20 protein-coding genes are annotated in these 25,386 nt (G+C 61.4%); 15 read left to right on the plus strand and 5 right to left on the minus strand.

Annotated features, from left to right (window positions below; genetic code table 11):
* Positions 1–34: 34 nt before the first annotated feature.
* The 3 genes from H7993_RS16635 to guaA all read left to right on the plus strand — a co-directional run bounded on the left by H7993_RS16635 (position 35) and on the right by guaA (position 3,839).
* A complete protein-coding gene (locus H7993_RS16635) occupies positions 35–592 on the plus strand; it encodes a sugar ABC transporter ATPase (protein ID WP_185795039.1) in 558 nt (185 codons plus the stop codon).
* A gap of 83 nt (positions 593–675) precedes the next feature.
* The gene (gene guaB / locus H7993_RS16640) at positions 676–2,145 is read left to right on the plus strand and encodes an IMP dehydrogenase (protein ID WP_122475125.1); all 1,470 of its coding nucleotides are present in this window, start codon (positions 676–678) and stop codon (positions 2,143–2,145) included.
* A gap of 116 nt (positions 2,146–2,261) precedes the next feature.
* Positions 2,262–3,839, plus strand: a complete 1,578-nt coding sequence (guaA, locus tag H7993_RS16645) for a glutamine-hydrolyzing GMP synthase (protein ID WP_185795040.1) — start codon at positions 2,262–2,264, stop codon at positions 3,837–3,839.
* A 504-nt stretch (positions 3,840–4,343) separates the two neighbouring features.
* Here guaA and H7993_RS16650 read toward each other — a convergent pair.
* Positions 4,344–5,168, minus strand: coding sequence for an AraC family transcriptional regulator (locus H7993_RS16650; RefSeq protein WP_185795041.1), 825 nt, complete (start codon positions 5,166–5,168; stop codon positions 4,344–4,346).
* A gap of 88 nt (positions 5,169–5,256) precedes the next feature.
* Between H7993_RS16650 and H7993_RS16655 the strand changes: the two genes are divergently transcribed.
* Positions 5,257–6,504 (plus strand): MFS transporter, encoded by a 1,248-nt coding sequence (locus H7993_RS16655; protein ID WP_185795042.1) that lies wholly within the window; start codon positions 5,257–5,259, stop codon positions 6,502–6,504.
* Here H7993_RS16655 and H7993_RS16660 read toward each other — a convergent pair.
* Positions 6,417–7,328 carry a LysR family transcriptional regulator gene (locus tag H7993_RS16660; RefSeq protein WP_073163746.1) on the minus strand — a complete coding sequence of 304 codons (912 nt, stop codon included), beginning with the start codon at positions 7,326–7,328 and terminating at the stop codon, positions 6,417–6,419. The genes H7993_RS16655 and H7993_RS16660 overlap by 88 nt on opposite strands.
* A 144-nt stretch (positions 7,329–7,472) precedes the next feature.
* Here H7993_RS16660 and H7993_RS16665 point away from each other — a divergent pair, with 144 nt between their 5' ends.
* The 6 genes from H7993_RS16665 to H7993_RS16690 all read left to right on the plus strand — a co-directional run bounded on the left by H7993_RS16665 (position 7,473) and on the right by H7993_RS16690 (position 11,627).
* On the plus strand, positions 7,473–8,870 hold the full coding sequence (locus H7993_RS16665; protein WP_185795043.1) for an amidohydrolase family protein: 1,398 nt from the start codon (positions 7,473–7,475) through the stop codon (positions 8,868–8,870).
* 11 nt (positions 8,871–8,881) lie between these two features.
* Positions 8,882–9,355, plus strand: a complete 474-nt coding sequence (locus H7993_RS16670; RefSeq protein WP_124362181.1) for a DMT family transporter — start codon at positions 8,882–8,884, stop codon at positions 9,353–9,355.
* A gap of 39 nt (positions 9,356–9,394) precedes the next feature.
* On the plus strand, positions 9,395–10,255 hold the full coding sequence (locus H7993_RS16675; protein WP_185795044.1) for an SMP-30/gluconolactonase/LRE family protein: 861 nt from the start codon (positions 9,395–9,397) through the stop codon (positions 10,253–10,255).
* Between the two features lie 168 nt (positions 10,256–10,423).
* Entirely contained in the window at positions 10,424–10,597 is a 174-nt protein-coding gene (locus H7993_RS16680; protein ID WP_175561657.1) for a hypothetical protein, read from the plus strand.
* Between the two features lie 359 nt (positions 10,598–10,956).
* A complete protein-coding gene (locus H7993_RS16685) occupies positions 10,957–11,211 on the plus strand; it encodes a FitA-like ribbon-helix-helix domain-containing protein (RefSeq protein ID WP_185795045.1) in 255 nt (84 codons plus the stop codon).
* Entirely contained in the window at positions 11,208–11,627 is a 420-nt protein-coding gene (locus tag H7993_RS16690; protein ID WP_185795046.1) for a type II toxin-antitoxin system VapC family toxin, read from the plus strand. Before H7993_RS16685 ends, H7993_RS16690 begins: the two co-directional genes overlap by 4 nt.
* 70 nt (positions 11,628–11,697) lie before the next feature.
* On the opposite strand, the gene H7993_RS16695 is transcribed toward H7993_RS16690, so the two are convergent.
* Entirely contained in the window at positions 11,698–12,069 is a 372-nt protein-coding gene (locus H7993_RS16695) for a PH domain-containing protein (protein ID WP_122475122.1), read from the minus strand.
* Positions 12,070–12,237: 168 nt separating this feature from the next.
* On the opposite strand from H7993_RS16695, the gene H7993_RS16700 reads away from it, so the two are divergent.
* The 3 genes from H7993_RS16700 to tadA all read left to right on the plus strand — a co-directional run bounded on the left by H7993_RS16700 (position 12,238) and on the right by tadA (position 16,859).
* Positions 12,238–14,832, plus strand: coding sequence for a dermonecrotic toxin domain-containing protein (locus H7993_RS16700; RefSeq protein WP_342345054.1), 2,595 nt, complete (start codon positions 12,238–12,240; stop codon positions 14,830–14,832).
* A 167-nt stretch (positions 14,833–14,999) separates the two neighbouring features.
* Complete coding sequence (locus H7993_RS16705) at positions 15,000–16,373, plus strand: multicopper oxidase family protein (protein ID WP_185795048.1); 1,374 nt, start codon at positions 15,000–15,002, stop codon at positions 16,371–16,373.
* A 3-nt stretch (positions 16,374–16,376) separates the two neighbouring features.
* Complete coding sequence (tadA, locus tag H7993_RS16710) at positions 16,377–16,859, plus strand: tRNA adenosine(34) deaminase TadA (RefSeq protein WP_206683065.1); 483 nt, start codon at positions 16,377–16,379, stop codon at positions 16,857–16,859.
* A 73-nt stretch (positions 16,860–16,932) separates the two neighbouring features.
* Here tadA and mltF read toward each other — a convergent pair whose 3' ends face one another.
* The gene (mltF, locus tag H7993_RS16715; RefSeq protein WP_185795049.1) at positions 16,933–18,393 is read right to left on the minus strand and encodes a membrane-bound lytic murein transglycosylase MltF; all 1,461 of its coding nucleotides are present in this window, start codon (positions 18,391–18,393) and stop codon (positions 16,933–16,935) included.
* Positions 18,394–18,601: 208 nt separating this feature from the next.
* On the opposite strand from mltF, the gene purL reads away from it, so the two are divergent.
* Both purL and H7993_RS16725 read left to right on the plus strand, forming a co-directional pair.
* Positions 18,602–22,501 carry a phosphoribosylformylglycinamidine synthase gene (gene purL / locus H7993_RS16720; RefSeq protein ID WP_185795050.1) on the plus strand — a complete coding sequence of 1,300 codons (3,900 nt, stop codon included), beginning with the start codon at positions 18,602–18,604 and terminating at the stop codon, positions 22,499–22,501.
* A 19-nt stretch (positions 22,502–22,520) separates the two neighbouring features.
* On the plus strand, positions 22,521–22,832 hold the full coding sequence (locus H7993_RS16725; RefSeq protein ID WP_122475694.1) for a YqfO family protein: 312 nt from the start codon (positions 22,521–22,523) through the stop codon (positions 22,830–22,832).
* A 15-nt stretch (positions 22,833–22,847) separates the two neighbouring features.
* On the opposite strand, the gene H7993_RS16730 is transcribed toward H7993_RS16725, so the two are convergent.
* Positions 22,848–25,310 (minus strand): two-partner secretion domain-containing protein, encoded by a 2,463-nt coding sequence (locus H7993_RS16730; protein WP_185795051.1) that lies wholly within the window; start codon positions 25,308–25,310, stop codon positions 22,848–22,850.
* Positions 25,311–25,386: the final 76 nt, after the last annotated feature.

Below are 25,386 nucleotides of genomic sequence, written 5' to 3' on the forward strand. Positions count from 1 at the left end.
ATCCTGCCGCTTTTGCGTACTGTCGGGCCCTTGCATGAACACTCAGAACATTCTCGTTCCGCGCCTCTCCACCCTGCCGGTGCACGAGCCGCGTGCGCGGGCAATCCTGCGCTGGCTGGTACGCAAGGACATCGTCGAAGAACAGCTGAGCACCTGTGGCCGCAGCGGCAACCGCATGGCCTACGCCATCGGCCCGGGCGCGCGCCAGGTCGTCGAAAACCCTGAGGTGCTGCCCTACGGACAAACGGTCAACGGGCTGGAAGTGGTCACCGATCGCTGCATTTTCACGCCCGTGGACGGTTTTCTGCACGAGGCCGGCTGCCCCGAATGCCGTCAGGAAGTGGGTGAAGCGCTGTTCGACAGCCTCGAGGAATGGATGCCCGGCCTGACCGACAACTTCACTTGCCCGCTGTGCGGCCATGAAGATGACATCAATGGTTTTCTGTTCCTGCAGCCCTGCGCCTTCTCCAATCTGGGTTTCATCTTCAATAATTGGGGCCAGACCCCCTTCAAGGCGGAGTTCATCGCCGAATTCGCCGATTGGCTCGACCAGCCGATTGCGCAGGTGCTGGTAAAGTTCCAGGACAATTGACCGCCAGGCCATCTTTGCCTTTCTTGTAGGGGCATGTGTGGGTATAATGGCGCGCTTCCATTTTCCCGCTCGGGAGCCCCCGCATGCTGCGTATCAGCCAAGAAGCCCTGACCTTCGACGACATTCTTCTAGTGCCCGGTTATTCCGAAGTACTGCCCAATGAAGTCAGCCTCAAGACCCGTTTGACCCGCGGCATCGAGTTGAACATCCCGCTGATCTCCGCGGCGATGGACACCGTGACCGAAGCCCGCCTCGCCATTGCCATGGCTCAGGAAGGCGGCATCGGGATCATCCACAAGAACATGACCATCGAGCAGCAGGCTGCCGAAGTGCGCAAGGTCAAGAAGTTCGAGGCCGGCGTGGTCAAGGACCCGATCACCATCGAAGCTGATGCCACCGTTCGCGACCTGTTCGAACTGACCTCGCTGCACAACATCTCCGGCGTGCCGGTGCTGCACGACGGCAACCTGGTGGGCATCGTCACCTCGCGCGACGTGCGCTTCGAAAACCGCCTGGAAATCCCCGTCCGCGAAGTGATGACGCCCAAAGAGCGTCTGGTCACCGTCCGCGAAGGGGCCGACAAGGACCTGGTCCGCGACCTGCTGCACAAGCACCGCATCGAAAAGGTCCTGATCGTCGACGCCGAGTTCCATCTCAAGGGCATGATGACCGTCAAGGACATCGAGAAGGCCAAGGCCTACCCGCTGGCGAGCAAGGATGACCAAGGTCGTCTGCGCGTCGGCGCGGCCGTCGGTACCGGCAAGGACACCGGCGAGCGCGTCAGCGCCCTGGTCGCCGCCGGCGTCGACGTGGTCGTGGTCGATACTGCCCACGGTCACTCCAAAGGCGTGATCGACCGTGTGCGCTGGGTCAAGCAGAACTTCCCCGACGTGCAGGTCATCGGCGGCAACATCGCCACTGGCGAAGCCGCCAAGGCCCTGGCCGAAGCGGGCGCCGATGCCGTCAAGGTCGGTATCGGCCCGGGCTCCATCTGCACCACCCGTATCGTTGCCGGTGTCGGCGTGCCGCAGATCAGCGCCATCGCCAACGTCGCCGCAGCCCTGGAAGGCACCGGCGTGCCGTTGATCGCCGACGGCGGCATCCGCTTCTCCGGTGACCTGTCCAAGGCCATCGTCGCTGGCGCCTACTGCGTGATGATGGGCTCGATGTTCGCCGGTACCGAAGAGGCGCCAGGCGAAATCGAACTGTTCCAGGGTCGCTCCTACAAGGCCTACCGCGGCATGGGCTCGCTGGGCGCCATGTCCCAGGCCCAGGGCTCTTCGGACCGCTACTTCCAGGATTCCTCGGCCGGTGCCGAGAAGCTCGTGCCTGAGGGTATCGAAGGCCGCGTTGCCTACAAGGGCGGCCTGTCGGCGATCATCCATCAGTTGATGGGTGGCCTGCGTTCTTCCATGGGTTACACCGGCAGCGCCGACATCCAGGAAATGCGCACCAAGCCCGAGTTCGTCCGCATCACCGGCGCCGGCATGGCTGAATCCCACGTCCACGACGTGCAGATCACCAAGGAAGCGCCCAACTACCGCGTGGGCTGACCCCGGTAGTCCGCCTGCCGCCCGGTGCACACCCGGCGGCAGACGGAAATTCAATCCAGCGGGGCTGTTCACTACAGCCCCGTGTTGTTTCCGAATACATCTGACGAGAATGAGTCATGGCCCTCGACATTCACGCCCACCGTATCCTGATCCTCGATTTCGGTTCCCAGTACACCCAGCTGATCGCCCGCCGCGTGCGCGAAATCGGCGTGTACTGCGAGCTGCACCCGTTCGACATGGACGATGAAGCGATTCGCCAATTCGCCCCGCGCGGCGTCATCCTCGCCGGCGGGCCCGAGTCGGTCCACGAAGCCGACAGCCCGCGCTGCCCGCAGGCGGTGTTCGACCTGGGCGTGCCGGTATTCGGCATCTGCTACGGCATGCAGACCATGGCCGAGCAGTTGGGCGGCAAGGTGGCCGGTTCCGATATGCGCGAGTTCGGCTACGCGCGCGTCGACGTGGTCGGCAAGAGCCGCATCCTGGAAGGCATCGAAGACCACATCGACGCCGATGGCGTGTTCGGCCTGGACGTGTGGATGAGCCACGGCGACAAGGTCACCGAGATTCCCCAGGGCTTCAATGTGCTGGCCAGCACCCCGAGCTGCCCGATCGCCGGCATGTTCGACGACGACCGCCACTACTACGGCGTGCAGTTCCACCCGGAAGTGACCCACACCAAGCAGGGCGAGCGCATTCTTTCGCGCTTCATCATCGACATCTGCGGCTGCGAGGCACTGTGGACCCCGTCGAAGATCGCCGAAGACGCCATCGCCCAGGTCCGCGCCCAGGTGGGTACCGACAACGTGCTGCTGGGCCTGTCCGGCGGCGTCGACTCCTCGGTGGTCGCGGCCCTGCTGCACAAGGCCATCGGCGATCAGCTGACCTGCGTGTTCGTCGACAACGGCCTGCTGCGCCTGCACGAAGGCGAGCAGGTCATGGCCATGTTCGCCGAGAACATGGGCGTCAAGGTGATCCGCGCCAACGCCGAAGACCAGTTCCTCGACAACCTGGCCGGCGAAGCCGACCCGGAGAAGAAGCGCAAGATCATCGGCCGCACCTTCATCGACGTGTTCGACGCCGAATCGTGCAAGCTGGACAACATCAAGTACCTGGCCCAAGGCACCATCTACCCTGACGTGATCGAGTCGGCCGGTGCCAAGAGCGGCAAGGCCCACGTGATAAAGTCCCACCACAACGTCGGCGGCCTGCCCGAGGAGATGAACCTCAAGCTGGTCGAGCCACTGCGTGAGCTGTTCAAGGACGAAGTCCGCCGTCTGGGCCTGGAACTGGGCCTGCCGTACGACATGGTCTACCGCCATCCATTCCCCGGCCCAGGCCTGGGCGTGCGCATCCTGGGTGAAGTGAAGAAGGAATACGCCGACCTGCTGCGTCGCGCCGACCACATCTTCATCGAAGAACTGCGCAAGGCCGACTGGTACCACAAGGTCAGCCAGGCGTTCGTGGTGTTCCAGCCGGTCAAATCGGTCGGCGTCGTCGGCGACGGCCGTCGCTACGCCTGGGTCGTCGCCCTGCGCGCCGTGGAAACCATCGACTTCATGACCGCTCGTTGGGCGCACCTGCCGTACGAGCTGCTGGAAACGGTGAGCGGCCGCATCATCAACGAGATCGAAGGGATTTCGCGGGTGACCTACGACGTGTCGAGCAAGCCGCCGGCTACGATTGAGTGGGAGTAAGGCTGGATCATAACTATTTGATTTTATTTAAAAAAATAAAATTGAATGGTTATGTTTGATACGTCATCAATGGCGTTTTTAATGGCGCACATCGTACGTATGTGAGGGAGCTACATCGATACCATGTCATGGATAAGGAATGCCGACATGGTATCGACAACGCTTAGTCGCGCAGGTGTCAGCAATAAGTATTTACCAGTCTCCACTATGGTGTTGGCGTGTGTTTTGGAGAGCTTCACGCGCAGATTTCGAGCTAGAAGTTATCAAGCGCGTTGCACATCAAGCACCTTCTGATAGCTGTCGCCCATATTTACCCCAGGCTCGCCGGTGATCGCGGCCGAAGAGGCACAACCGCCCAGCGCTGTTGCCTTCAGGGCCAACGCGGCGCCACACAGTCCGTTCTTCTATAGATTGTTCATTTCGTGTGTCTTTTGGGTGATGGATTAGCGACGGCCTTCGCACACCGGCGACTCGCCAATGCGGCCTAGCTTGCACAGGTCGAGATTATCCCTGCGCTTGAACCCTGCCTCCTTCATACAGTAGCGAGGAAAAATACTGTGTAGGCGGTTTACCCAGGGCTTTCTTGAACATCGTGATGAAGGCATTAACAGAGTCATATCCCAGAATGCCCGCCACACGCTGCACGGATACCCCCTCCGCCAAATGGCTCAGTGCGATCATCAAATGCAACTGTTGGCGCCAGCGTCCGAAGCTCAGCCCGGTCGCACTTTCTACAAGCCTGGCCAGCGTTCGTTCGCTGGTTGCAAGTCGAGTAGCCCACTCGCGCAAAGTGGTTCTGTCTCCAGGGTCTGCAAAGAGCGTATCCGCGATTTGTTTGATCTTGGGGTGGGCTGATATCGGCAAATGCAGCTCTTTCAGTGGGGCATCGGAAAGCTGCTCAAGCAGCACCGCAACCAGCCGCGCTGTCTTGCCCTCGGAATGGTAAGCAGGTTCCTGTTCAGCGAGATGCAGGATCATCTCCCGAACAAGGGGCGTAATGGCAACCGTGCAGCATTCTTCAGGCATGGCTGCCGCACCGGGCTCAACGAACAGAAAGCAGGTCCGGGCGTTTTCGGTCACTCGGCAACTGTGCGGCGTGCCGCCCGGGATCCATACGGCGTGCTGGGGAGGGACAAGCCATAGTGCATTTTGCACCTCACAGCTCACTGCGCCATGCAAAGACAGGATCAGCTGGCCTTTGCGATGATCATGCGGGCGGGCACCCGAATCATTGAGGTCAGGCGCAACATTGAGGGCAATCGCTGCCTGGGCGAAAAGGTCTGAATCAAAATCTTCCGGCGAGGAAACGACATTTTTTGAGCTTGGCATAATTTAGGTATCAGGTGTCTTGATATCTATATTAGACAGTTCTGAAGTTCTCTACAGTTGTCTTCTTTTAAGAGGACAGATAAAGAATATGTCAGATACAAAAAACAAGTGGCATGCCATCGCGCTCGTCGCAGGCATTCTGCTTATCGCCGTGAACCTGCGCGTTCCCTTTACCAGCATCGCGCCCGTCTTGCCGCTGATCCAGAATGCTTTTGGCTTGAGCGCCTCAGCTCTAGGCCTGCTTACTTCACTGCCATTACTTGCCTTTGCCGCCTTCTCCCCGCTCAGCGCATCGGTCGCCCGCAGGTTCGGCATCGAGCGCACGCTTTTCGGTGCACTGTTGGTCATTTCAGCGGGCATACTGCTCCGCTCCGCAGGCAGCGCGTGGGCGTTGTACGCCGGTACGATATTGATAGGCACTGGGATCGCCCTGGCCAACGTGCTGCTGCCCGGCCTGATCAAACGCGACTTCTCGACAAAAATGGCGTCCATGACCGGCGCTTATTCCATCACGATGGGCGCAGCGGGCGCTGTCGGTTCAGCCGTAATAGTTCCGCTGACCCAATCATGGGGATGGCCGATTGCCCTGAGTTTGTTGGTCGCAGCCCCATTGTTGGCGCTGGTGGTGTGGCTGCCGCAGTTGAAAAAACACGAACACGTAAATCTGTCCGGTCCGAAACAAGCGCCAACCGTGGCCGTCTGGCGTTCGCCGCTGGCATGGCAGGTCACACTGTTCATGGGGCTGAACGCGATGCCTTTTTATGTCGCCGTCGGCTGGCTGCCGACCATTCTGATGGACCATGGCATATCCCCGGAGCAAGCAGGCACGGTACACGGCACGCTTCAACTGACCACGGCCATTCCCGGCTTGATTCTGGCGGCCACGCTTCGCCGTCTCAAAGACCAGAAACTGGCAGCCGCTACCGTCAGCCTGTTAACCGCCTCATCCCTGATCGGGCTCATTTACGCGCCAGACTACGCCATGTTGTGGGCCGCGTTCCTGGGCTTCGGCTCTGGTGCCAGCATGATGCTCGGCCTGACCTTCATCGGCTTGCGCACAAAGAATGCCGGTGACACGGCGGCACTTTCAGGAATGGTGCAGTGCGTCGGCTACCTGATGGCAGCCGCAGGCCCCTTGCTGCTGGGCCAACTGCACGACTGGACCGGTGGCTGGACAGCACCGCTGCTGATCACAGCCGCAATCTCCGTAGCCGGCGCATTCACTGGCATGCTGGCCGGGCGCAACGTTCAACTTGAACATGCTGAATCATCGTCGCGAACAAGCCCGGCAATCCAGTCAGCGAATGCACTCACGGCTGGCGAAAGAAAGCGCTGATGAGGGTATAGCAGGTGCACAGGAACCGATGCAGGCTGCCAGTCAGCAAGCACTTCGACCAGCCGCCCTTCTCGCAGATGCTCGCTGACCACGTTCTCGGCGAGCTGCACCAACCCAAAACCTTCAAGGCACATTTTGATGTAGAGCCCAGTCTCGTTGACGGCCGCTGTGCCGTTGACCGGGACTGAGACCTTTTCAGTGCCACGGGCAAAGCGCATTTCACCTGCTTGCCTTGCGCGGCCTGAGAAGTAATGAATGGATCGATGGTGAGACAAATCTTGCGGGGTTTGCGGAGTACCGTTCTCTTCGAGATAGGCGGCAGACGCACAGGTCACCCAGCGAAACCGTCCGAGTGGGCGCGCAACGAGCGTTGAGTCATCGAGCTCGCCTGTACGAATGACGCAATCGACACCCTCCTGAATCAGATCAACCTGCCGGTCATTGACGCCTATCATCAGATAGATATCCGGGTAGCGCCGGTAAAAGTCTTGCAGATTTGGCATGACGATGAAGTGTGCAATGCCACCCGACATATCGACACGCAAACGCCCCTGTGGCCGTTTTACGGAATCCGTCAGGCTGTTCTCTGTGTGTTCGATCAGCTCCAATATTTCCCTGCATTGCGCCAGATATTGAGCGCCCTCAGGCGTCAGGCTGACTCGCCGCGTTGTTCTGTTCAGCAGGCGCACCTGCAAGTACTTCTCAAGATTTTTAACGCTGCTGGTAACTGTCGAGGCCGGCAGAGAGAGCGTCTGCGCCGCCTGGATAAAGCTTCCTGCTTCAGCCACACGGACGAAAACCTGCATCGCTTGAATACGGTCCATGACTGTTAGCAGCCTCAAAGCAGTGATCGGGAAAGGTCTTATTATTCGTAGAAATTGGATAATTAAAACAGTTTTACCACCTTTTTCCCGCAGTATCGCCTTGCGTACATTACTTCCGACGAAATTTGAAGAGGTGTACAGAAAATGGCTGAATATAACCGCAGCATCGTGCAAGGCCCAGCCGCTCCGGCCGGCCGCACACTTATCCGTGGCGCCACTGTGCTGAGCATGGATGGCGATATCGGCAATCTGGCGCGCGGCGATATCCTTATCGAAGGCAGCACCATCACGGCCATTGGTGAAAACCTCGAGGCAGGCGATGCTGTTGTTATCGAAGCATCCGGCATGATCGCCATGCCGGGCATGGTCGATACGCACCGTCACTCCTGGGAAGGGCAACTGCGTCGAATCAATCCAAATGCCGAAACCCTTGAAGACTACTGCAACGCCACGCACTTCTCGTTCGCTAAATACTATCGCCCGGCTGACATGTATATCGGCAACCTGCTGACTGCATTGGGCTGCATCGATGCCGGCATCACCACCGTGGTCGATAACTCGCACAACAGCCGTACCGGCGCGCATTCCGACGCCGCAGTCGAGGCATTGCTCGATGCTGGTATCCGCTCTGTACACGCGTCCGGTGCGCCAATTTCCGGCGAGTGGGACAAAGCCCACTGGCCCGGCAACCTGGAGCGCCTGCAGGAAAAATACGTCAAGAACGGCGACAACCCACTGCTCTCGCTGGCGGTGATGGCGCAGCTGGAGCTTGAGCTGTGGGCTGAAGCCCGGCGTCTGGGGCTGCCGATCATTACCGAATTTTTCGGTGGGGACATGGCAGCTGAGCTGGAGGGTTTGCATCGCGAGGGTCTGCTGCGCCCCGATAACATCTTCAACCACTGCACCTCGCTGCCGGACGCCGGCTGGAAAATCCTTCGCGAGGCTGGCGTGCGGGTCAACGTATGCCCGCGTTCAGATGCCCACTACGGCATTGAAGATGGAATGTTCGCCATGCAGTCGGCCCAGCGTCACGGCATCAGTCCGGGGCTGAGTGTCGATAACGAAACCTCCTACAGCGGTGACATGTTCATGGAGATGCGGGTGGCGTTCTACCTGCAGCGCGTCATGGGCATGCACCAGCAGCGCTGCTGCGGCGCAGAACATCATCCGGTGACCCAACCTGCTCATGGCCTACTGAAAGCCGCCACTCTCGACGGCGCTACCTGTGCCGGATTGCAGGACAAAGTCGGCAGCCTGGCCCCCGGCAAACAGGCCGACCTGATCCTTATAAACGCGCAGGACATCAACCTTTACCCGTCAGGCAACGCATTCGGCACCGTTGTACACGCGGCCGAACGCAGTAATGTCGATACCGTCATTATTGGCGGGCGCATCGTCAAGCAGAGCGGCAAGGTGCTGGGCGTGGACAGCGAAAGGCTGCGTGCGGCGATCGACGAATCCCGTGAGCATCTGTTTGCTGCTGCAGGCTATCAGCCGGATATGTTTGCCGAGAAATTCCTGCCGCTTGAGTCAGCCAAGTAAGGAGGCGTGAGATGAACGCAGCCTACTACCTGCTGGCCGTCTGCGCAGGGCTTGGCATCACCCTGCAGACCACGCTGAATGGCCAACTCGCTAAAGGCGTGGGTGGAGATTCGGTCGCGGCGGCGCTGTTCTCTTTTACTGCCGGTGCGTTATGCCTGAGTATCTTTTCATTGATGCGCGGCGGGATAGTGGTCTCACTGGCGGCTATACCTGCCCAGCCCTGGTGGAGCCTGCTGGGCGGTCTGCTGGGTGCCGGCGCGTTGCTTAGTTATGTGGTGCTTGCGCCAAAAATCGGTCTGTCAGCCCTGCTGGGCCTCGCTATCGCCGGGCAGATTATTTCGTCACTGGTTATCGATCACTTCGGCTTGATGGGGGCATTGGAAAGGCCGGTGTCTCTCGTCAAGTTGGCCGGGGCAATGGTGATGCTCGCAGGCCTGGCCATCGCTCTGTTCGGTGACAGGTGGTTAGCGCTTTTCTCCAACTGACTGCCTTGTTTATCCCATCCTGTTTCGTAGGACGCAACCATGTTTAAAGCCCTAACCGACACCACCAGTCTTCTTGGCGAGTGCCCTGTTTGGTGTGAAAGAACCGAACGCCTGTTCTGGACCGATATCCCCGGCTGCGAGTTGTGTGCTCTGTACACCGAAAACGGCGAAGTGCAGCGTTGGTCCCTGCCAGAGCCGCTAGGGTCATTTGCCCTCACGGCAGACGAAGACATATTGCTGATGGGACTGGCATCCTGCTTGGGCTACTACAACCTGAGCTCCGGTCGTTTCAGCAAAGTCACAGCCACCCCTGGCGTGGCAGGAACCCGGATCAATGATGGCCGCTGCGACCGTATGGGAAACTTCGTATTCAGCACGATGGACACCGGCGAGCCGGTGCAAACCATAGGCAGATTTCACCGGCTCAATGCCGCGACGCTCGAGACAGAAACGCTGGACCTTCCCGAAGTGGCGATCCCGAACAGTATCTGTTTTAGCCCGGACGGTTTCACCATGTATTACGCGGACTCCCTGCAAGGATGCATTTTCTGCTGCGATTACCCATCGCTAGAAAACCAGCGTGTATTCACTACAGTCAACGGTCAGGGTGCTCCAGACGGTTCTTGTATTGATGCGCATGGTTTTCTCTGGAGTGCGGAATGGGGCGGTAGCAGAGTCGTGCGTTACGCGACAGACGGCAAAGTTGACAGCGTGATCGGCTCCCCGTGTATTCAGACCACTTGCCCGGTCTTAGCGGGACCTGGTTATGAAACGCTTTACTGCACCAGCGCAAGGATAGGGCTGGATAAGCCGGCAGATTTCGATGGCACGCTGATAAAAGCCGAAGCGATTGTCGCTGGGGGACTGCCAGAAGAACGATTTACAGGGCTACTGAACTGATTGGCTAGTTCTAATCTGTCGCATCGTTCTGAATGCCCCCAATCAGGTAGAGGTGTCTGTGACCGGTTATGACTGTTCTCTGTCAGCCGTGACAAGCAGTGCCGGCCAGAAGCGGGTGGATTCAGGCTATTCTTGAGGCTCAGGGCATCTACAAAACAGGGGCGATTGATGAAGGACCGTAGTCACGATGAGGCAATGGCAGAGCTTTTCCGGGCTGATCCGGCGTACGCGGCTGAGCTGCTGGCCGAGCTTGTTCGTGATGGTGATGCGGAAGAGTTAGTCATCCTATGGCGGCAGCTATCGGCAATCGTTGGCACGATAGAGGCTAATCCGGCTTCTTGAACGTTTTACTTGGTATGGCATTTTTCATGGTTTTTAATTTTTCATATTTCTGAGTTCTCTGTTTTATAAGGCTTTTTTTGGTTAATTGATAATAGAGTGGGAGTGATGGGGTGGCCGGTATCTTCCGGCACTCGTTGGTAAGAAATGCCCTGGAGCCCGCGTAATTGCGGGCTTTTTGGTTTTTGGGTTCAGAGTTTTTCAGCTCTTTCTATGCTGCAGCTGAGAGTGGTCTGTTCGGGAGATACCACCGCAAACCTCGATTCCAGCGGGATCATCAGACGAACGAAATGCCATCAGTTGTCCCGTTGCTTGCAGATTGCTAAAGTGCAAGCAATCGCAGCAGCTAAGGGGTATGAAAGATGCCATCTGTTACCGTTCGAAATGTTTCCGATGAGGTGCACCGTGCTATCCGTGTCCGGGCTGCTCAACATGGCCGCAGCATCGAAGCCGAGATGCGCGACATTCTAGAGTCTGCGGTGAGGCCGGAAGGTCGGGTCAAGCTAGGCTCTCTGCTGGCCCAGACCGGCCGCAAGGTCAAGCTGACGGATGAGGAGTTCGCTGCCTTCGAAAGCGCGCGCGATAAAGCCCCCGCCCGCGCAGCGAGCTTTGAATGATCCTGCTCGATACCAATGTGATTTCCGAGCCTCTACGCCATTCGCCCGCGGCGTGCGTCATTCAATGGATCGACGAGCAGGCATTGGAAACGCTTTACCTGTCCGCCATGACCGTGGCTGAGCTACGTGCAGGTATAGCGTTGATGCCGGTTGGGCGACGCCGTTCGACGCTGCACGAAAGTCTCGAAAAGCAGGTGCTGCCCATGTTCGTTGGGCGCGTTTTGCCTTTTGATCTGGCCTGCACGCAGGCTTACGCCGAGGTGCTGGCCAAGGCGCGCAAGGCCGGTAGTGGGATCGAGGCTGCCGATGCCTGCATCGCTGCGGTCGCTCTTGCCAATGGATTCATTGTCGCCACTCGCGATACTCACCCGTTCCGGGCTGCAGGTCTGGCGGTCATCAATCCTTGGGAGCTATAGAGCAAGCCTTGCTGCGAAGCCACGAAATGACAGGAAAAACGTAGGGCGCCGTGGTCGATGACCAATCAGCTCACTTCAACACATGCCCCGCAATCAGCCGCGAAATCTCCACCATCGACGTCTTCCCCGAGAACTCGAAGCGCACCTTCCCCAGCGCCGAAAAATACACCTCCAGCTCCGAATCCAGATCGAACGTGCCCGACGTTTCGATCGAGTACGCCACGATGTTCTTGTAGGGCAGGGAGGTGAAGTCCTTCTTGCTGCCGGTCAAGCCCTGCACGTTCACCGCGATGATCCGTTTGTTGGTGAACACCACGCCGTCGCGCATCGACTTGTAGGCGTCGACCACCTGCTCGTCATCCAGCAGCAGGGCGGTGACGCGTTCGGCGTATTCGGCGTTTTGCTTGAGTTTGAAGAAGCCTTTGTTGTTGAAGTCGATCATGGCCTGGAGTCCTTTATATAGGGGTGGCCAGAGTTTACCTTGATGACGGTGGCAGCAAGTGTGTCGGGTCGTAGTGAGGTGCCTGAATGGTGAGGCCAAATATGTAGGCCAGGAGGGTCCAGGGCACTTGCCACACTCGCAGTTCCTTCAGAAACCGATCCCTTTGATATGACTGATGTACTTCCCAATACGCAATTAGGCGATGTGCTCGCAGGCATCGCACGGCAGGTCACACAACAAGTGCCGGATCTGCACCAAATGGCTGTCGCCACCGCCACCCAACTGCTCGCGTCCATGGCCATCGACACCCACCCCGACGCCTTTTACTGGCATCGCTTCGACAATGCGCAGTCCAGCCATCGCTCATTCAGTGGCTACGCGCACATGGGCCCGCCCAGTGAAACGATGACGTTTACCGAACTGGTGATGCGGCGGTTTCGCGCGAGCGACCAGGATAATGCCGACTTGCTGCATGTCATGGGTGGGTTCTACACGGGCGATGCGCGGGCAGGCTGGTTCGATGAGCGCAACGAGGTAAGACTGGCGCCCGACAAGGTGCTCAACGCGTTATGGCACATCGATTTCGCGGCGGCCTATCGCCAGGCGCTGGCGACGTTCTGGACCGACAATGGGCCAGGGGTGCAGACGCTGATCCGCATCAACTGCCTGCGCGCCGCCGTGGATGCAGCTCAGGCCGGGGCCATGATGCGCCAACAGGTGCAATGTGTGTTCGACGGTCTGGGTTGCGAGTACGCCATGGCACCGACCTTGGCCGACTTGACCGGTAGCCATCCGCCGAGCCACGGCGTTACGGTCAGCACGCTGCAGATTGCCGGCCACGGGTTCGCCAGTGTGTTGTGTTTCAAGGCCAGCGGGGGCGAGTGTCTGTTGTACCTGGCCGGTCGCGACAAGGCGTTTGAAGTGTTCGCCGATGTGAAAGCGGCGCAGGCATGGTTGCACCAGCAGCTGCAGGACGTGCAGCGCCGGGAGCGCTTGCTCGACCACGGCAGGCTGCTGGAGCCGGCGGCTGCATTGGCGCGTGCGCGCAGCCTGGCGCTGCTGGCGAAGAAGCCGCTGGCGCTGTTCGCAGCAAAGGTGTCTTGGCCATCCATCGCAGCCGATGCGGCCCACTGGCTGCAAGGGCAAACCCGCGAGCAGATGCTGGCCGAGGCCAACCTGCAGTTGCACAGCAACAGCGAGTTGCGCCAGCAGTTGTGGATCGGTTATCTGGGTGCAGGCGTGCACTTGTTCGGCGCGGCAGCCATGGTCAGCTGGCCGATCGCATTGATCGTGGTGGTGGCGAGCGCCGGAAAATTCGCCCTCAATGTGGAACGTGCGGTGAATGCGGGCGCCGCCACGGACCGTCGCGCCGCCTTGTATGCATCGATATTCAGCGGTATCGAGTTGCTGCTGAACATGACCCTGCTGATTCCCCAGCGAGCCCCGCAGAGCGCCGAACTGCAGCCACTGCAGTCGCGACCTCAGGTGTCCGCGCTGACGCCTTTGCTGCCCAGTGCCGAAGGGCTGCTGGCAGTCGAGGGGGAGCAGATGATCCGCTTGCACGGCGATCTGTATCGCGTGCGCTACGACCCCAGCCTGCGTTACTGGTTGATCGTCGATCCGCAGCGCCCCTATGCCTTCACCGGTAATTACCCGGTGCGTTTCAACGACCAATTGCAATGGGAACTGATGCCGACCGGTTGCCTGCGGGGCGGTGGCGGCTGCCTGAGCGTGTCACGGCAAATGGAACTTGAACCGCCACCGGTGAGCTACGTGCAGTTCGAGGTTTCGGCCACTCGCTACGAAGTACCGCTGGTGGCTCGCGCTGCCACCGGCGAGCTGTTGGGCGACCAGTTTCGCAAGATGCTCTCCGGTGAATACTTCGACCCCTACACGCCGCTCAATCCGGTGCTCGACAGCCTCAACAAGCTGCGTGTTCAACTGATCGAGGACGCCAACGCATTCATCGCCGAGTGGCGCTCGCCCGGCAGATCGCCGTTGCCTGTGCCCGATGCTTCGCTGCCGCCCTATACCGCCGTGCGCCGACTGTTGGACGAATCCGGGGCACTGGTCATCGGTGAGTCTCATCAGGCTATCGCCAGCAAGCGTTTCCTGATCGAGAACATGCGGGCGCTGGCCGGCGACGGTGTCGACACGCTGTACATGGAGCACTTGATGACCGATCTGCATCAGGCCGATCTGAACCAGGTGGCCAGTGATGGCCGGCTGCCCAGTGGGCTGCAGGACTATCTGCGCGATCAGGATCTTGGCCATCGTACCGATCCGGCTCGACAGTACAACTTCACCACGCTGGTGCAGGCTGCGCGGCGCGAGGGTATCCAGGTGCGCGCCCTGGATTGCGCGGCCAGCTATCGACTCGATGGTATGGACGACCTCTACGGCGCCGGCCAGACGCTGCGCCAGCGGGTGTTCAGCTACCACGCCAGTCGCGTCATTGCAGCACGCACCGCATTGCCCGGCCGGGGCAAATGGATCGCCCTGGTCGGTGACACTCACGCGTCCACCTACAAGGGTGTTCCAGGTCTGGCGCAACTGCACGACGTGACAGCACTGCGCATCGTCGATGCCGGTGCCGGCCAGCAGACCAACATCACCCTGGACCCCGGCGAGTACTACCTGCCGTCGATGGGCCGCGGCGACGGGGTGGTCAAAGCGGACTGGCGCTTGGCGCTGACCGTACGCGAAGCGCCGTTCACCTACCTGGATCCGTCCCTGGCCCCATCCGGCGTGATCAGGCCATGACGTACAGGGCCAGACATCATGTGCCCCTGTAGCAGCGGCGCAAGCCGCGTCGGCGGTGCATGCGATCTGTCCGACACCCAACCGCGCGGCGGCGCAAGTCTTAATCTTTCTCAATTGCAGGTGTATGGTGTCGGCCTTTCACGTTCATCACGCAGGTGCCCATAGCCATGTCTTTCACTCGTCGACGATTCCTCGGTGGCCTGGCGGGCGTTGTCGCGGTCGGCGTGGGTGCCGGGGGCGCTGCCCGTTATTGGTTGGGTACGCCTGTGGACCAGGCCGGCGTGGACTATCAGCTGATTGCCGCGCCGCTGGATGTCGAGTTGGTGGCAGGTCATCAGACCCCGGCCTGGGCGTTCGGTGGTTCGGCACCCGGGCGTGAGCTGCGGGTGCGCCAGGGCGAATGGCTGCGGGTGCGTTTCATCAACCAGCTGCCGGTGGAAACCACCATCCACTGGCATGGCATTCGCCTGCCGCTGGACATGGACGGCGTGCCCTACGTGTCGCAGTTGCCGGTCAAGCCCGGTGAATACTTCGACTACCGGTTTCGTGTGCCGGACGCCGGCAGCTACTGGTATCACCCGCACGTGGCCAGCAGCGAGGAACTGGGCCGCGGCCTGGTCGGGCCGTTGATCGTCGAGGAGCGCGACCCCACCGGCTTCGCGCACGAAGCGGTGCTCAACCTGAAGAACTGGCACGTGGACGAGGAGGGCGCGTTCCTGCCGTTCAGCATCCCCCGCGAAGCGGCGCGCAACGGCACCCTGGGCCGGCTGTCGACGATCAACGGGGTACATCGGGCGACGGTCGATCTGCCGGCGGGTCAAGTCGTCAGGGTGCGCATTCTCAACCTGGACAACACAGCCACCTATCGCCTGAACTTCCGTGGCAATGCCGACATGCGCCTGTATGCACTGGACGGCAACCCCATCGAACCGCGCGCGTTCGGCAAGGATTACTGGATGGGCCCCGGCATGCGGGTTTGCCTTGCAGTCAAGATGCCACCTGCCGGTGAAGAGATCGCCATACGTGACGGTCCGGTTCGCCTGGGCACGCTGCGCTCGGTGCAGGCCGCAGCGGCGCCGAGCGATTGGCCGCCGGCGTTACCGCCCAATCCGATCGCCGAGCCGGACCTGGCCAATGCCGAGAAGCTCAATTTCAACTTCGAATGGGTCGGCGAGGTGTCGGATACGACCGAGGGCAAGCCGCCCAGCCTGTGGCAGATCAACGGCATCGCCTGGGACATCACCGACAAGACCTGCGCCGACCGCCCCATCGCCAAGCTGCAGTTGGGCAAGAGCTACGTGCTGGAGTTGAAGAACATGACTCAGTACCAGCATCCTATCCACCTGCACGGCATGAGTTTCAAGGTGATTGCCTCCAACAGGCGCAAGATCATTCCTTATTTCACCGATACGTTCTTGCTGGGAAAGAACGAGCGTGCCCAGGTGGCGCTGGTGGCGGATAATCCTGGTATCTGGATGTTCCATTGCCATGTGATCGATCACATGGAAACCGGACTCATGGCGGCAATAGAGGTTTCCTGAACGTTGAAACAACCCAAGATCATTGATCGCAGCCGCGATCGGTTTTTCATGGCCCAGGCGCTAGAGCTGGCCGCCCAGGGTGCGGCGCTGGGCGAAGTGCCTGTGGGCGCAGTCGTGGTGCAGGACGGCGAGATCGTCGGCCGCGGCTTCAACTGCCCCATCAGTGGCAGCGACCCCAGTGCCCATGCCGAGATGGTGGCCATCCGCAACGCCGCGCAGTCCGTGCACAACTATCGCCTGCCGGGCAGCACCTTGTACGTCACCCTGGAGCCTTGCAGCATGTGCGCCGGGCTGATCGTCCATGCGCGCATCGCCCGGGTGGTGTTCGGCGCGCTCGAACCCAAGGCGGGCGTGGTGCAGAGTCAGGGGCAGTTTTTCAGCCAAGGCTTCCTGAACCATCGGTTGATGGTGGAGGGTGGCGTGTTGGCTGAAGAGTGCGGGGCGATATTGAGCGAATTTTTCAGGGCGCGTCGGGCGAAGGGCTGAGATTGAAGGAGGGAGTGCTGCCGAGGGCCTTTTCGCGGGCAGAGCCCGCTCCCACAGGATCACTCGGGTGCTCTTAGAGCGGCGGCGTCTGCTGTGTGGGCTTTGACTGGTCCACACCAGGCACGTGCAGGTTGCCATCGGCGACCTGGCTGCCTTCGAGCTGTGGCTGGGTCACCCAGGTGAGGATGTCGTAGTAGCGGCGGATGTTGGCCACGAAGTGCACTGGCTCGCCGCCGCGGGCATAGCCGTAGCGGGTCTTGCTGTACCACTTCTTCTGCGCCAGGCGCGGCAGCATCTTCTTCACATCCAGCCACTTGTTCGGATTCAGCCCTTCACCTTCTGCCAGCTTGCGCGCGTCGTCGAGGTGGCCACTGCCCACGTTGTAGGCCGCCAGGGCGAACCAGGTCCGGTCGGGTTCCTGAATGCCGGCGTCGAGCTGATCCTTGACGTAGGCGAAGTACTTGGCGCCGCCATTGATGCTCTGCTTGGGGTCCAGGCGGTTGCTCACGCCCATGGCCTGGGCAGTGTTCTGGGTCAACATCATCAGGCCCCGCACCCCGGTCTTGGAGGTCACGCTGGCCTGCCACATGGACTCTTGATAACCGATGGCGGCCAGCAGCCGCCAGTCGACCTTCTCCTGCTTGGCCGAGGCCTGGAAGGTTTTCTCGAACTTGGGCAGGCGCTGCTGCAGGTGCTGGGCGAAGGTGTAGGCGCCGACGTAGCCGAGCACATCGACATGGCCGTAATAGCGGTCCTTGAGGCGCTGCAGGGTGCCGTTGCCCTTGACCTTGTCGATGAAGCCGTTGACCTCGTTCAGCAGGCTGTTGTCTTCGCCCCCGGCAACGGCCCAGCGCTGGTCGCGGCCATCGCCCAGGTCGAAGGCGACCCGCACGTTGGGGAAGTACACCTGGTTCATGGCCACTTCGTTGGAATCGACCAGAGTCAGGTCGATCTGCCCCTCGTCGACCATGCGCAGCAGATCCACCACCTCCACCGCGTCGGACTCTTCGTACTCGAGCGCCGGGTACTGCAGCTTCAATTTGGCCAGTTGCTCGGCGTGGCTGCTGCCCTTGAGCACCATGATCTTCTTGCCCACCAGCTCGGCGGCATCGGTGGGGCGGTTCTGGCCGTTGCGATAGATGACCTGCGGCGTGACTTCCAGATAGGGGTGCGAGAAGCGCGCCTGTTGTTCCCGCGCCTCGCTGGTGACCAGCCCCGCAGCCGCCAGCACCGGGCCCTGGGGCTGGCTCAGGCCGGCGAAGATATCGTCGAGGTTGTCGGCGGTTTCGATCTGGAGTTTCACGCCCAGGTCATCGGCGAAGCGCTTGACCAGCTCGTACTCGAAGCCGGTTTCGCCATTGCGATCCTGGAAATAGGTGGCCGGGCTGTTGCGGGTTATGACGCGCAGCACGCCGTCCTCCTTGATCCGTTCGAGTGTGCTGGGTTTATCAACGCAGCCACTGAGCAGCAGGAGAAGTCCGGTTGCGAAGAGCCATTTGGCGCAGCGCGAGCGTAAGACGGTCTGGGTGAGCATGGGTGCAGTATACGCAAACGGTCGCTCGAGCCATATCTCGACAGCAGGCGAAGGAGTCTGGTAGAGCGAAGCGCAACCTCTTACTGGCCCCCAGCTAGGGATCTGACGAACGATCGCGCTGTTTTTCCATCCGTCGGGTGCCTAGGTGAACGGTTTAGGCTAGAATGCACGGCCTCCAAGCACACCCCCTTTCGAGGCTGTCCCGACGATGTTGATCCTGCGCGGCGCTCCTGCCCTTTCTGCCTTTCGCCACGGTAAATTACTCGAGCAACTGAGCCAGAAGGTCCCCGCTGTTACTGGCCTGTATGCTGAATTCGCCCACTTCGCCGAAGTCGAAGGCGAGCTGGCCAGCGACGACCGGCAAGTCCTTGCCCGTCTGCTCAAGTACGGTCCCAGCGTTCCCGTTCAGGAGCCCACCGGGCGGCTGTTCCTGGTGCTGCCGCGCTTCGGTACGATTTCGCCGTGGTCGAGCAAGGCCAGCGACATCGCGCACAACTGCGGCCTGACCCAGGTTCAGCGTCTAGAGCGCGGCATTGCCTTTTATGTGTCTGGTGATTTCAGCGAAGCCGAAGCCGAGCTGATCGGTGCCGTCCTGCACGATCGCATGACCCAGGTGGTGCTGGCCCGTCTGGAAGACGCCGCCGGCTTGTTCCGTCACGCCGAACCCAAGCCACTCACCGCGGTGGATATCCTGGGTGGCGGTCGTGTCGCGCTGGAACGGGCCAACGTCGAGCTGGGCCTGGCCCTGGCCGAAGACGAAATCGACTACCTGGTCAGCAGCTTCCAGGGGCTGGCGCGCAATCCGCACGACATCGAGCTGATGATGTTCGCCCAGGCCAACTCCGAGCACTGCCGCCACAAGATCTTCAACGCCAGTTGGGACATCGACGGTCAGAGCCAGGAAAAAAGCCTGTTCGGCATGATCAAGAACACCTATCAGATGCACAGCGAAGGCGTGCTGTCAGCCTACAAGGACAACGCTTCGGTCATCGTCGGCAGCGTCGCCGGGCGTTTCTTTCCGAACCCTGAAACCCGCCAGTACGGCGCGGTGCAGGAGCCGGTGCACATCCTGATGAAGGTGGAAACCCATAACCACCCGACGGCGATCGCGCCCTTTCCGGGCGCCTCCACCGGCTCCGGCGGCGAGATCCGCGATGAAGGCGCGACCGGCCGCGGCGCCAAGCCCAAGGCTGGCCTGACCGGTTTCACCGTGTCCAACCTGAACATTCCCGGTTTCGAACAGCCGTGGGAAAAACCCTACGGCAAGCCCGAGCGCATCGTCACCGCGCTGGACATCATGATCGACGGCCCGCTGGGCGGCGCGGCGTTCAACAATGAATTCGGTCGCCCGGCCCTGACCGGCTATTTCCGCACGTTCGAGCAGCGCATCGACACCCCCCACGGTGAAGAAGTGCGCGGCTACCACAAACCGATCATGCTCGCAGGCGGGATGGGCAACATCCGCGCCGAGCATGTGCAGAAAGGCGAGATCACCGTCGGTTCCAAACTGATCGTGCTCGGTGGTCCGGCCATGCTCATCGGCCTGGGCGGCGGCGCTGCTTCCTCCATGGCCACCGGCACCAGTTCGGCGGACCTGGACTTCGCTTCGGTACAGCGCGAAAACCCGGAGATGGAGCGTCGCTGCCAGGAAGTCATCGACCGTTGCTGGCAGCTGGGCGACAGGAATCCCATCAGCTTCATCCACGACGTAGGCGCGGGCGGCCTGTCCAACGCATTCCCCGAACTGGTCAACGACGGTGGCCGTGGCGGCCGCTTCGAGCTGCGCAACGTGCCCAACGACGAGCCTGGCATGGCCCCGCTGGAAATCTGGAGCAATGAATCCCAGGAACGCTACGTGCTGGCCGTGGACGCCGCCGACTTCGAGCGTTTCCAGGCCATCTGCGAGCGCGAGCGCTGCCCGTTCGCCGTCGTCGGCGAGGCCACTGCCGAGCCGCAATTGACCGTCACCGACAGCCACTTCGGCAACAACCCGGTCGACATGCCGCTCGAAGTGCTGCTGGGCAAGGCGCCGCGCATGCACCGCAGTGCCGTGCGCGAGCAGGAGCTAGGCGATGACTTCGATCCGGCCCAGCTGGACCTGGCCGACTGCATCGAACGCGTCCTGCATCACCCTGCGGTGGCCAGCAAGAGTTTTCTGATCACCATCGGCGACCGCACCATCACCGGCCTGGTGGCACGCGACCAGATGGTCGGCCCGTGGCAGGTACCGGTGGCCGATGTCGCTGTCACCGCCACCAGCTTCGACGTCTACAGCGGCGAGGCCATGGCCATGGGCGAACGCACGCCGCTGGCGCTGCTCGACGCCCCGGCTTCGGCACGCATGGCGGTCGGTGAAACCCTGACCAACATCGCCGCGTCCAGCATCGCGAAAATCTCCGACATCAAGCTGTCCGCCAACTGGATGTCCGCTGCTGGCCATCCGGGCGAAGACGCGCGTCTGTACGATGCCGTGCAAGCGGTCGGCATGCAGCTGTGCCCCGAGCTGGGCATCACCATTCCGGTCGGCAAGGACTCCATGTCCATGAAGACCCAGTGGAGCGAAGAGGGCACCGACAAGAGCGTGACCTCGCCGATGTCGCTGATCATCACCGGCTTCGCGCCCGTGGTCGACATTCGCAAGACCCTGACTCCGCAACTGCGCATGGACAAGGGTGAAACCGACCTGATCCTCATCGACCTGGGGCGTGGCCAGAACCGCATGGGCGCCTCGATCCTGGCCCAGGCACACGGCAAGTTGGCCAGCCGCGCGCCGGACGTTGACGATGCCGAGGACCTCAAGGCGTTCTTCGCTGTGATCCAGGGCCTCAACGCCGACGGCCACTTGCTGGCCTACCATGACCGTTCCGACGGTGGCCTGCTGGCCAGCACGGTGGAAATGGCCTTCGCCGGTCACTGCGGTCTCAACCTGCAACTGGCCACCGTGGCGCACAGCCGCGAGGAAATCGCGGCTGTGCTGTTCAACGAGGAACTGGGCGCGGTCATCCAGGTGCGTCAGGACGCTACGCCGATGATCCTCGCGCAGTTCAGCGCCGCTGGCCTGGGCAACGACTGCGTGGCGGTGGTCGGCCAGCCGATCAACAACGGCGCGGTGAACATTCGCTACCACGACGACGTGCTGTTCAGCGGTGAACGCCGCTTGTTGCAACGCCAGTGGGCCGAGACCAGCTACCAGATCCAGCGTCTGCGTGACAACGCTGCCGGTGCCGATCAGGAGTTCGACGCGCTGCTCGAAGAAGACAATCCAGGGCTGAGCTTCAACCTCAGCTTCGACGTCAACGAAGACATCGCCGCCCCGTACATCAAGAAAAACGTACGCCCACAGGTGGCCGTGCTGCGCGAGCAGGGCGTCAACGGCCAGGTCGAAATGGCTGCGGCCTTCGACCGCGCCGGCTTCAACGCCATCGACGTGCACATGAGCGACATCCTTGCCGGACGTGTCGACCTGAACGAGTTCAAGGGACTGGTCGCCTGTGGCGGTTTCTCCTACGGCGACGTCCTGGGTGCCGGTGAAGGCTGGGCCAAGTCGGCACTGTTCAACGCCCGTGCCCGTGATGCGTTCCAGCAGTACTTCGAGCGCAGCGACAGCTTCACCCTCGGCGTGTGCAACGGCTGCCAGATGATGTCCAATCTGCACGAGTTGATTCCAGGCAGCGAGTTCTGGCCGCACTTCGTGCGCAACCGGTCCGAGCAGTTCGAGGCGCGGGTTGCCATGGTCCAGGTGCAGGAGTCCAACTCGATCTTCCTGCAGGGCATGGCCGGTTCGCGCATGCCGATCGCCATCGCCCACGGTGAAGGTCATGCCGAATTCGCCACCGCGGACGCCTTGGTGCAAGCCGATGTGTCGGGCTGCGTGGCGCTGCGCTTCGTCGACAACCACGGCAAGGTCACCGAGCAGTACCCGGCCAACCCGAACGGCTCGCCGCGCGGGATCACCGGATTGACCAGCCGCGACGGCCGCGTGACCATCATGATGCCGCACCCGGAGCGGGTATTCCGCGCTGTGCAGAACTCCTGGAAGCCTGAGGAGTGGAACGAGGACGGCGCCTGGATGCGCATGTTCCGCAATGCCCGCGTGTGGGTGAACTGACAGGTCGGTGAACCAGCAGATGTTCAAACTGGCCTTCTTCGTTCCCGACAGCCATGTCGAAGCCGTCAAGAGTGCCGTATTCGCCGCCGGTGGCGGTCGCATCGGTGCTTACGACAACTGCGCATGGCAGGTGTTGGGGCACGGTCAGTTTCGGCCATGTGATGGCAGCCAGCCATTTCTGGGTCAGGCCGATACACTGGAAAAGGTCGAAGAGTGGAAGGTCGAGCTGGTAGTGGCCGATTCACTCATTGAACCGGTGGTCCAGGCATTGCGCCTGGCCCACCCGTATGAAACCCCTGCCTTCGAAGTGTGGCGACTGCACGATCTGTGAGTCGCCACGTTCCCCTCAGCGGATGCGTACCTGCTCATATAACCGCTTGACCGCCTCCAGGCCTGTGTTGCCCGTGGCTAGCTTGTGGCTGGTCTGCAGTTCATGGGCGCCTGCTGCCATTGCGTGAGTCGTGCCTCGTGCAACTTTGAGGCTCATGGGCTCGCTGCTGAACATTCCGGATTGTTCGCTCACGCCCGTTTTGTCGGTGCGGGTGAACTCGAAATTGGCCTGTTCGACTTCGCCTTTGCCAGCGTTTGGCTGCTGCGCCAGAGCTTCCTTGACCGGCGAATTCCACTTGCCGCCCAGCGCTGCCACTTCATTGAGCATTGTGCCTGGAGCCGTACCTTCGGCCAGCACGACACGCCCCTCGACACCGAGGATTTGCGTGCTGTCGGCGCGATGAGTGATCGCCAGCTTGCCCTTGACGTTGCCGCTCAGGTTGTCGGCCTGCAGACGTGCGCCATCCAGACGTGCATCCATCTGGCTATCGAGCCTGAGCGTCGCAGCTCGCAGTTGCGCATTGTGCTGTGTCTGCTGCTGCTCGTTGCGGTAGCTGAGGCCAAGAGCCGGCTTGAGCGGATCACTGGCATCGGCGCTCAGTTGCTTGCGGTCCGATTGACGCTGGTCGCTGGCGCTTTCCAGATAGACACCGCCTGCGGTGGCCGCCAGCTTCATGCTGGCTGCGTCGGCCTGGACACCCTGCAGGTGCAGGGCGCGAGCCTTGCGGGCGCCGGCCTGCAGCGCCATGTCGCCCTTTACCTGCCACTGATTGCCTTGCTGATGTTGCGTGCTTTCGTCTCGTTGACCGAAGCTATGCAGACCTTCGGCTCTCCTGGATTCACCGCCACCCTTGAGGGTTGTCTTGTCCACGGCCGCGAGGCTGGTGAGGGTGCCTCCCGCCGTCACCTTCAGACTGCCAGCGGGCTTGTCCAGCGTGCCTATGTCCACACCGTTGAGCTGCACATCGCCGCTGGCGCGCAGGATCACGTCGCCTGGCGCATCGATCCGCGCCTTGCTCGCCGTGCGTTGCTGGTAAGCGCCGTCCTTGCCCATGCGGTCGAGGGTGGCGTGGGCCGGGTTGAACGCCAGGTTGGCACCGGCGTCGATCTGCACCGCGCCTTGCGAGGTGCCGATGCGGGTGCCTTCGTAGCGTCCACTGCCGGTCAGGCGGATGTCGATACCTTCGGCAGCGCTCAGGCTGCCGGCCTTGGCTGTGCTGGTGGTTGCCGCGCCCGCCTGGACCTTGTGCATGGCCGCTTTCATCTCATGGCTGTCGGCATGGATGGCGATCTTGCCCAGGGTGCTGGTGTACTCGGTGCCGGTATCAGCCAGTTTGCCGCTGATATCCAGCGATACCGTGCCGCCCTGCAGGCGACTTGAGCCGGTATTGACCATGGATGCCGCGTTGACCTTCAACAGGCCGCCGCTGTTGATCTCCGCACCCTGGCTGCGCACACCGTCGGCGAGCAGGCGCACATCGGCTTCGCTGGCCAGGCGTGCCGTGCCCAGGTTGAGCTGACGGCCGGCTGCCAGGTGGATCTCGCCCGCTCCGCCGTGCAGTTCGGTGGGGGTCTGTGGCTTGCCGGCGCGCGCAGGTGCATGCAGCGTGAGGTCGCCGGCCGATTCGATACGGATGCCTTGACCGGCCGTGAGTCGAGCGCCTGGCATCTTGATACCCGCGCCTTCCTCACTGCTGACGATGCGGATGCGCTTGTCTGTGGCCATCGCGCCGAGCAGGTTGGCATCGATGAGTTTGGTCGTGCGCGTGCTGCCGATCACACCATTGCTGGCGTAGTCGACGACATTGCTGCCCAGCACCAGGTCGATATCGGCGCCTGCGGCCATTGGCCCGCTGCTGACGATACTGGGTGCTATCAGCGCCAGGCTGCCGGCCGGGTTGCTGACACCGCCGCTGTCGACACGCAGCAACTGGTCGGTGGCCTGCGTATCGAACGTTGTCAGCCGACCGTCCTGGACAGTGGCCGCGCCGACCACGAAGGTGGCTCGTGGCGCGTTGACCAGGCTGGCGCCGTTCAGCGTGATGCCATTCGGGTTGGCCAGGACATAGTCTGCCGCCGCGCCGAAAACCACTTGCGGGCCGTTGATGTTGGAACGGTCGTGGCCGACCACCTCGTTGAGGATGGTGCTGGCGGCCATGCCGCCCAGTTGTGGATTGGCCTTCAGCTCGCCGGCCATTTCACTCTTTCCTGCCACCAGGCTGTTGTTGAGCACGACGCCCTGGGTACCGACGTTGTATTCGCTGTAGACGTTGTGCGAAAGGCCGTTGGCATTGGGCGCAACGATGTCGATGACCGGTACTTTGTACTGGCCGTTGATGATTGGCGCCGTTTCGCCACCCGCAAACGCGGTCAGGCCATCGGCCCAGGCAGGGGAGCAGGGCACCAGCAGCGCGCTGGCGATGGCCAGCGGCAGCGAGCGCAGGGTCAGGTGGCGCAATTGTTCCATGGTATGAGGCATCGAGGTCTTTCCTTAGGTCGAGGATTGGCTGTGCATCGACCTGGGGGCCGATGCACGAGAGCTACCTTAGGAAGGG

The sequence above is a fragment of the Pseudomonas baltica genome, assembly GCF_014235765.1.
In the GTDB taxonomy this organism is placed as follows: domain Bacteria; phylum Pseudomonadota; class Gammaproteobacteria; order Pseudomonadales; family Pseudomonadaceae; genus Aquipseudomonas; species Aquipseudomonas baltica.

What these genes read in the sequence shown, in the direction of transcription:
- H7993_RS16650 (WP_185795041.1), bottom strand. Translation starts at nt 5,168, where the DNA reads ATGCCAAGCTCAAAAAATGTCGTTTCCTCGCCGGAAGATTTTGATTCA.
- H7993_RS16635 (WP_185795039.1), top strand. Translation starts at nt 35, where the DNA reads ATGAACACTCAGAACATTCTCGTTCCGCGCCTCTCCACCCTGCCGGTG.
- H7993_RS16665 (WP_185795043.1), top strand. Translation starts at nt 7,473, where the DNA reads ATGGCTGAATATAACCGCAGCATCGTGCAAGGCCCAGCCGCTCCGGCC.
- H7993_RS16670 (WP_124362181.1), top strand. Translation starts at nt 8,882, where the DNA reads ATGAACGCAGCCTACTACCTGCTGGCCGTCTGCGCAGGGCTTGGCATC.
- H7993_RS16690 (WP_185795046.1), top strand. Translation starts at nt 11,208, where the DNA reads ATGATCCTGCTCGATACCAATGTGATTTCCGAGCCTCTACGCCATTCG.
- guaB (WP_122475125.1), top strand. Translation starts at nt 676, where the DNA reads ATGCTGCGTATCAGCCAAGAAGCCCTGACCTTCGACGACATTCTTCTA.
- purL (WP_185795050.1), top strand. Translation starts at nt 18,602, where the DNA reads ATGTTGATCCTGCGCGGCGCTCCTGCCCTTTCTGCCTTTCGCCACGGT.
- guaA (WP_185795040.1), top strand. Translation starts at nt 2,262, where the DNA reads ATGGCCCTCGACATTCACGCCCACCGTATCCTGATCCTCGATTTCGGT.
- H7993_RS16685 (WP_185795045.1), top strand. Translation starts at nt 10,957, where the DNA reads ATGCCATCTGTTACCGTTCGAAATGTTTCCGATGAGGTGCACCGTGCT.
- H7993_RS16695 (WP_122475122.1), bottom strand. Translation starts at nt 12,069, where the DNA reads ATGATCGACTTCAACAACAAAGGCTTCTTCAAACTCAAGCAAAACGCC.
- mltF (WP_185795049.1), bottom strand. Translation starts at nt 18,393, where the DNA reads ATGCTCACCCAGACCGTCTTACGCTCGCGCTGCGCCAAATGGCTCTTC.
- H7993_RS16700 (WP_342345054.1), top strand. Translation starts at nt 12,238, where the DNA reads ATGACTGATGTACTTCCCAATACGCAATTAGGCGATGTGCTCGCAGGC.
- H7993_RS16680 (WP_175561657.1), top strand. Translation starts at nt 10,424, where the DNA reads ATGAAGGACCGTAGTCACGATGAGGCAATGGCAGAGCTTTTCCGGGCT.
- H7993_RS16675 (WP_185795044.1), top strand. Translation starts at nt 9,395, where the DNA reads ATGTTTAAAGCCCTAACCGACACCACCAGTCTTCTTGGCGAGTGCCCT.
- H7993_RS16705 (WP_185795048.1), top strand. Translation starts at nt 15,000, where the DNA reads ATGTCTTTCACTCGTCGACGATTCCTCGGTGGCCTGGCGGGCGTTGTC.
- H7993_RS16655 (WP_185795042.1), top strand. Translation starts at nt 5,257, where the DNA reads ATGTCAGATACAAAAAACAAGTGGCATGCCATCGCGCTCGTCGCAGGC.
- H7993_RS16730 (WP_185795051.1), bottom strand. Translation starts at nt 25,310, where the DNA reads ATGCCTCATACCATGGAACAATTGCGCCACCTGACCCTGCGCTCGCTG.
- H7993_RS16725 (WP_122475694.1), top strand. Translation starts at nt 22,521, where the DNA reads ATGTTCAAACTGGCCTTCTTCGTTCCCGACAGCCATGTCGAAGCCGTC.
- H7993_RS16660 (WP_073163746.1), bottom strand. Translation starts at nt 7,328, where the DNA reads ATGGACCGTATTCAAGCGATGCAGGTTTTCGTCCGTGTGGCTGAAGCA.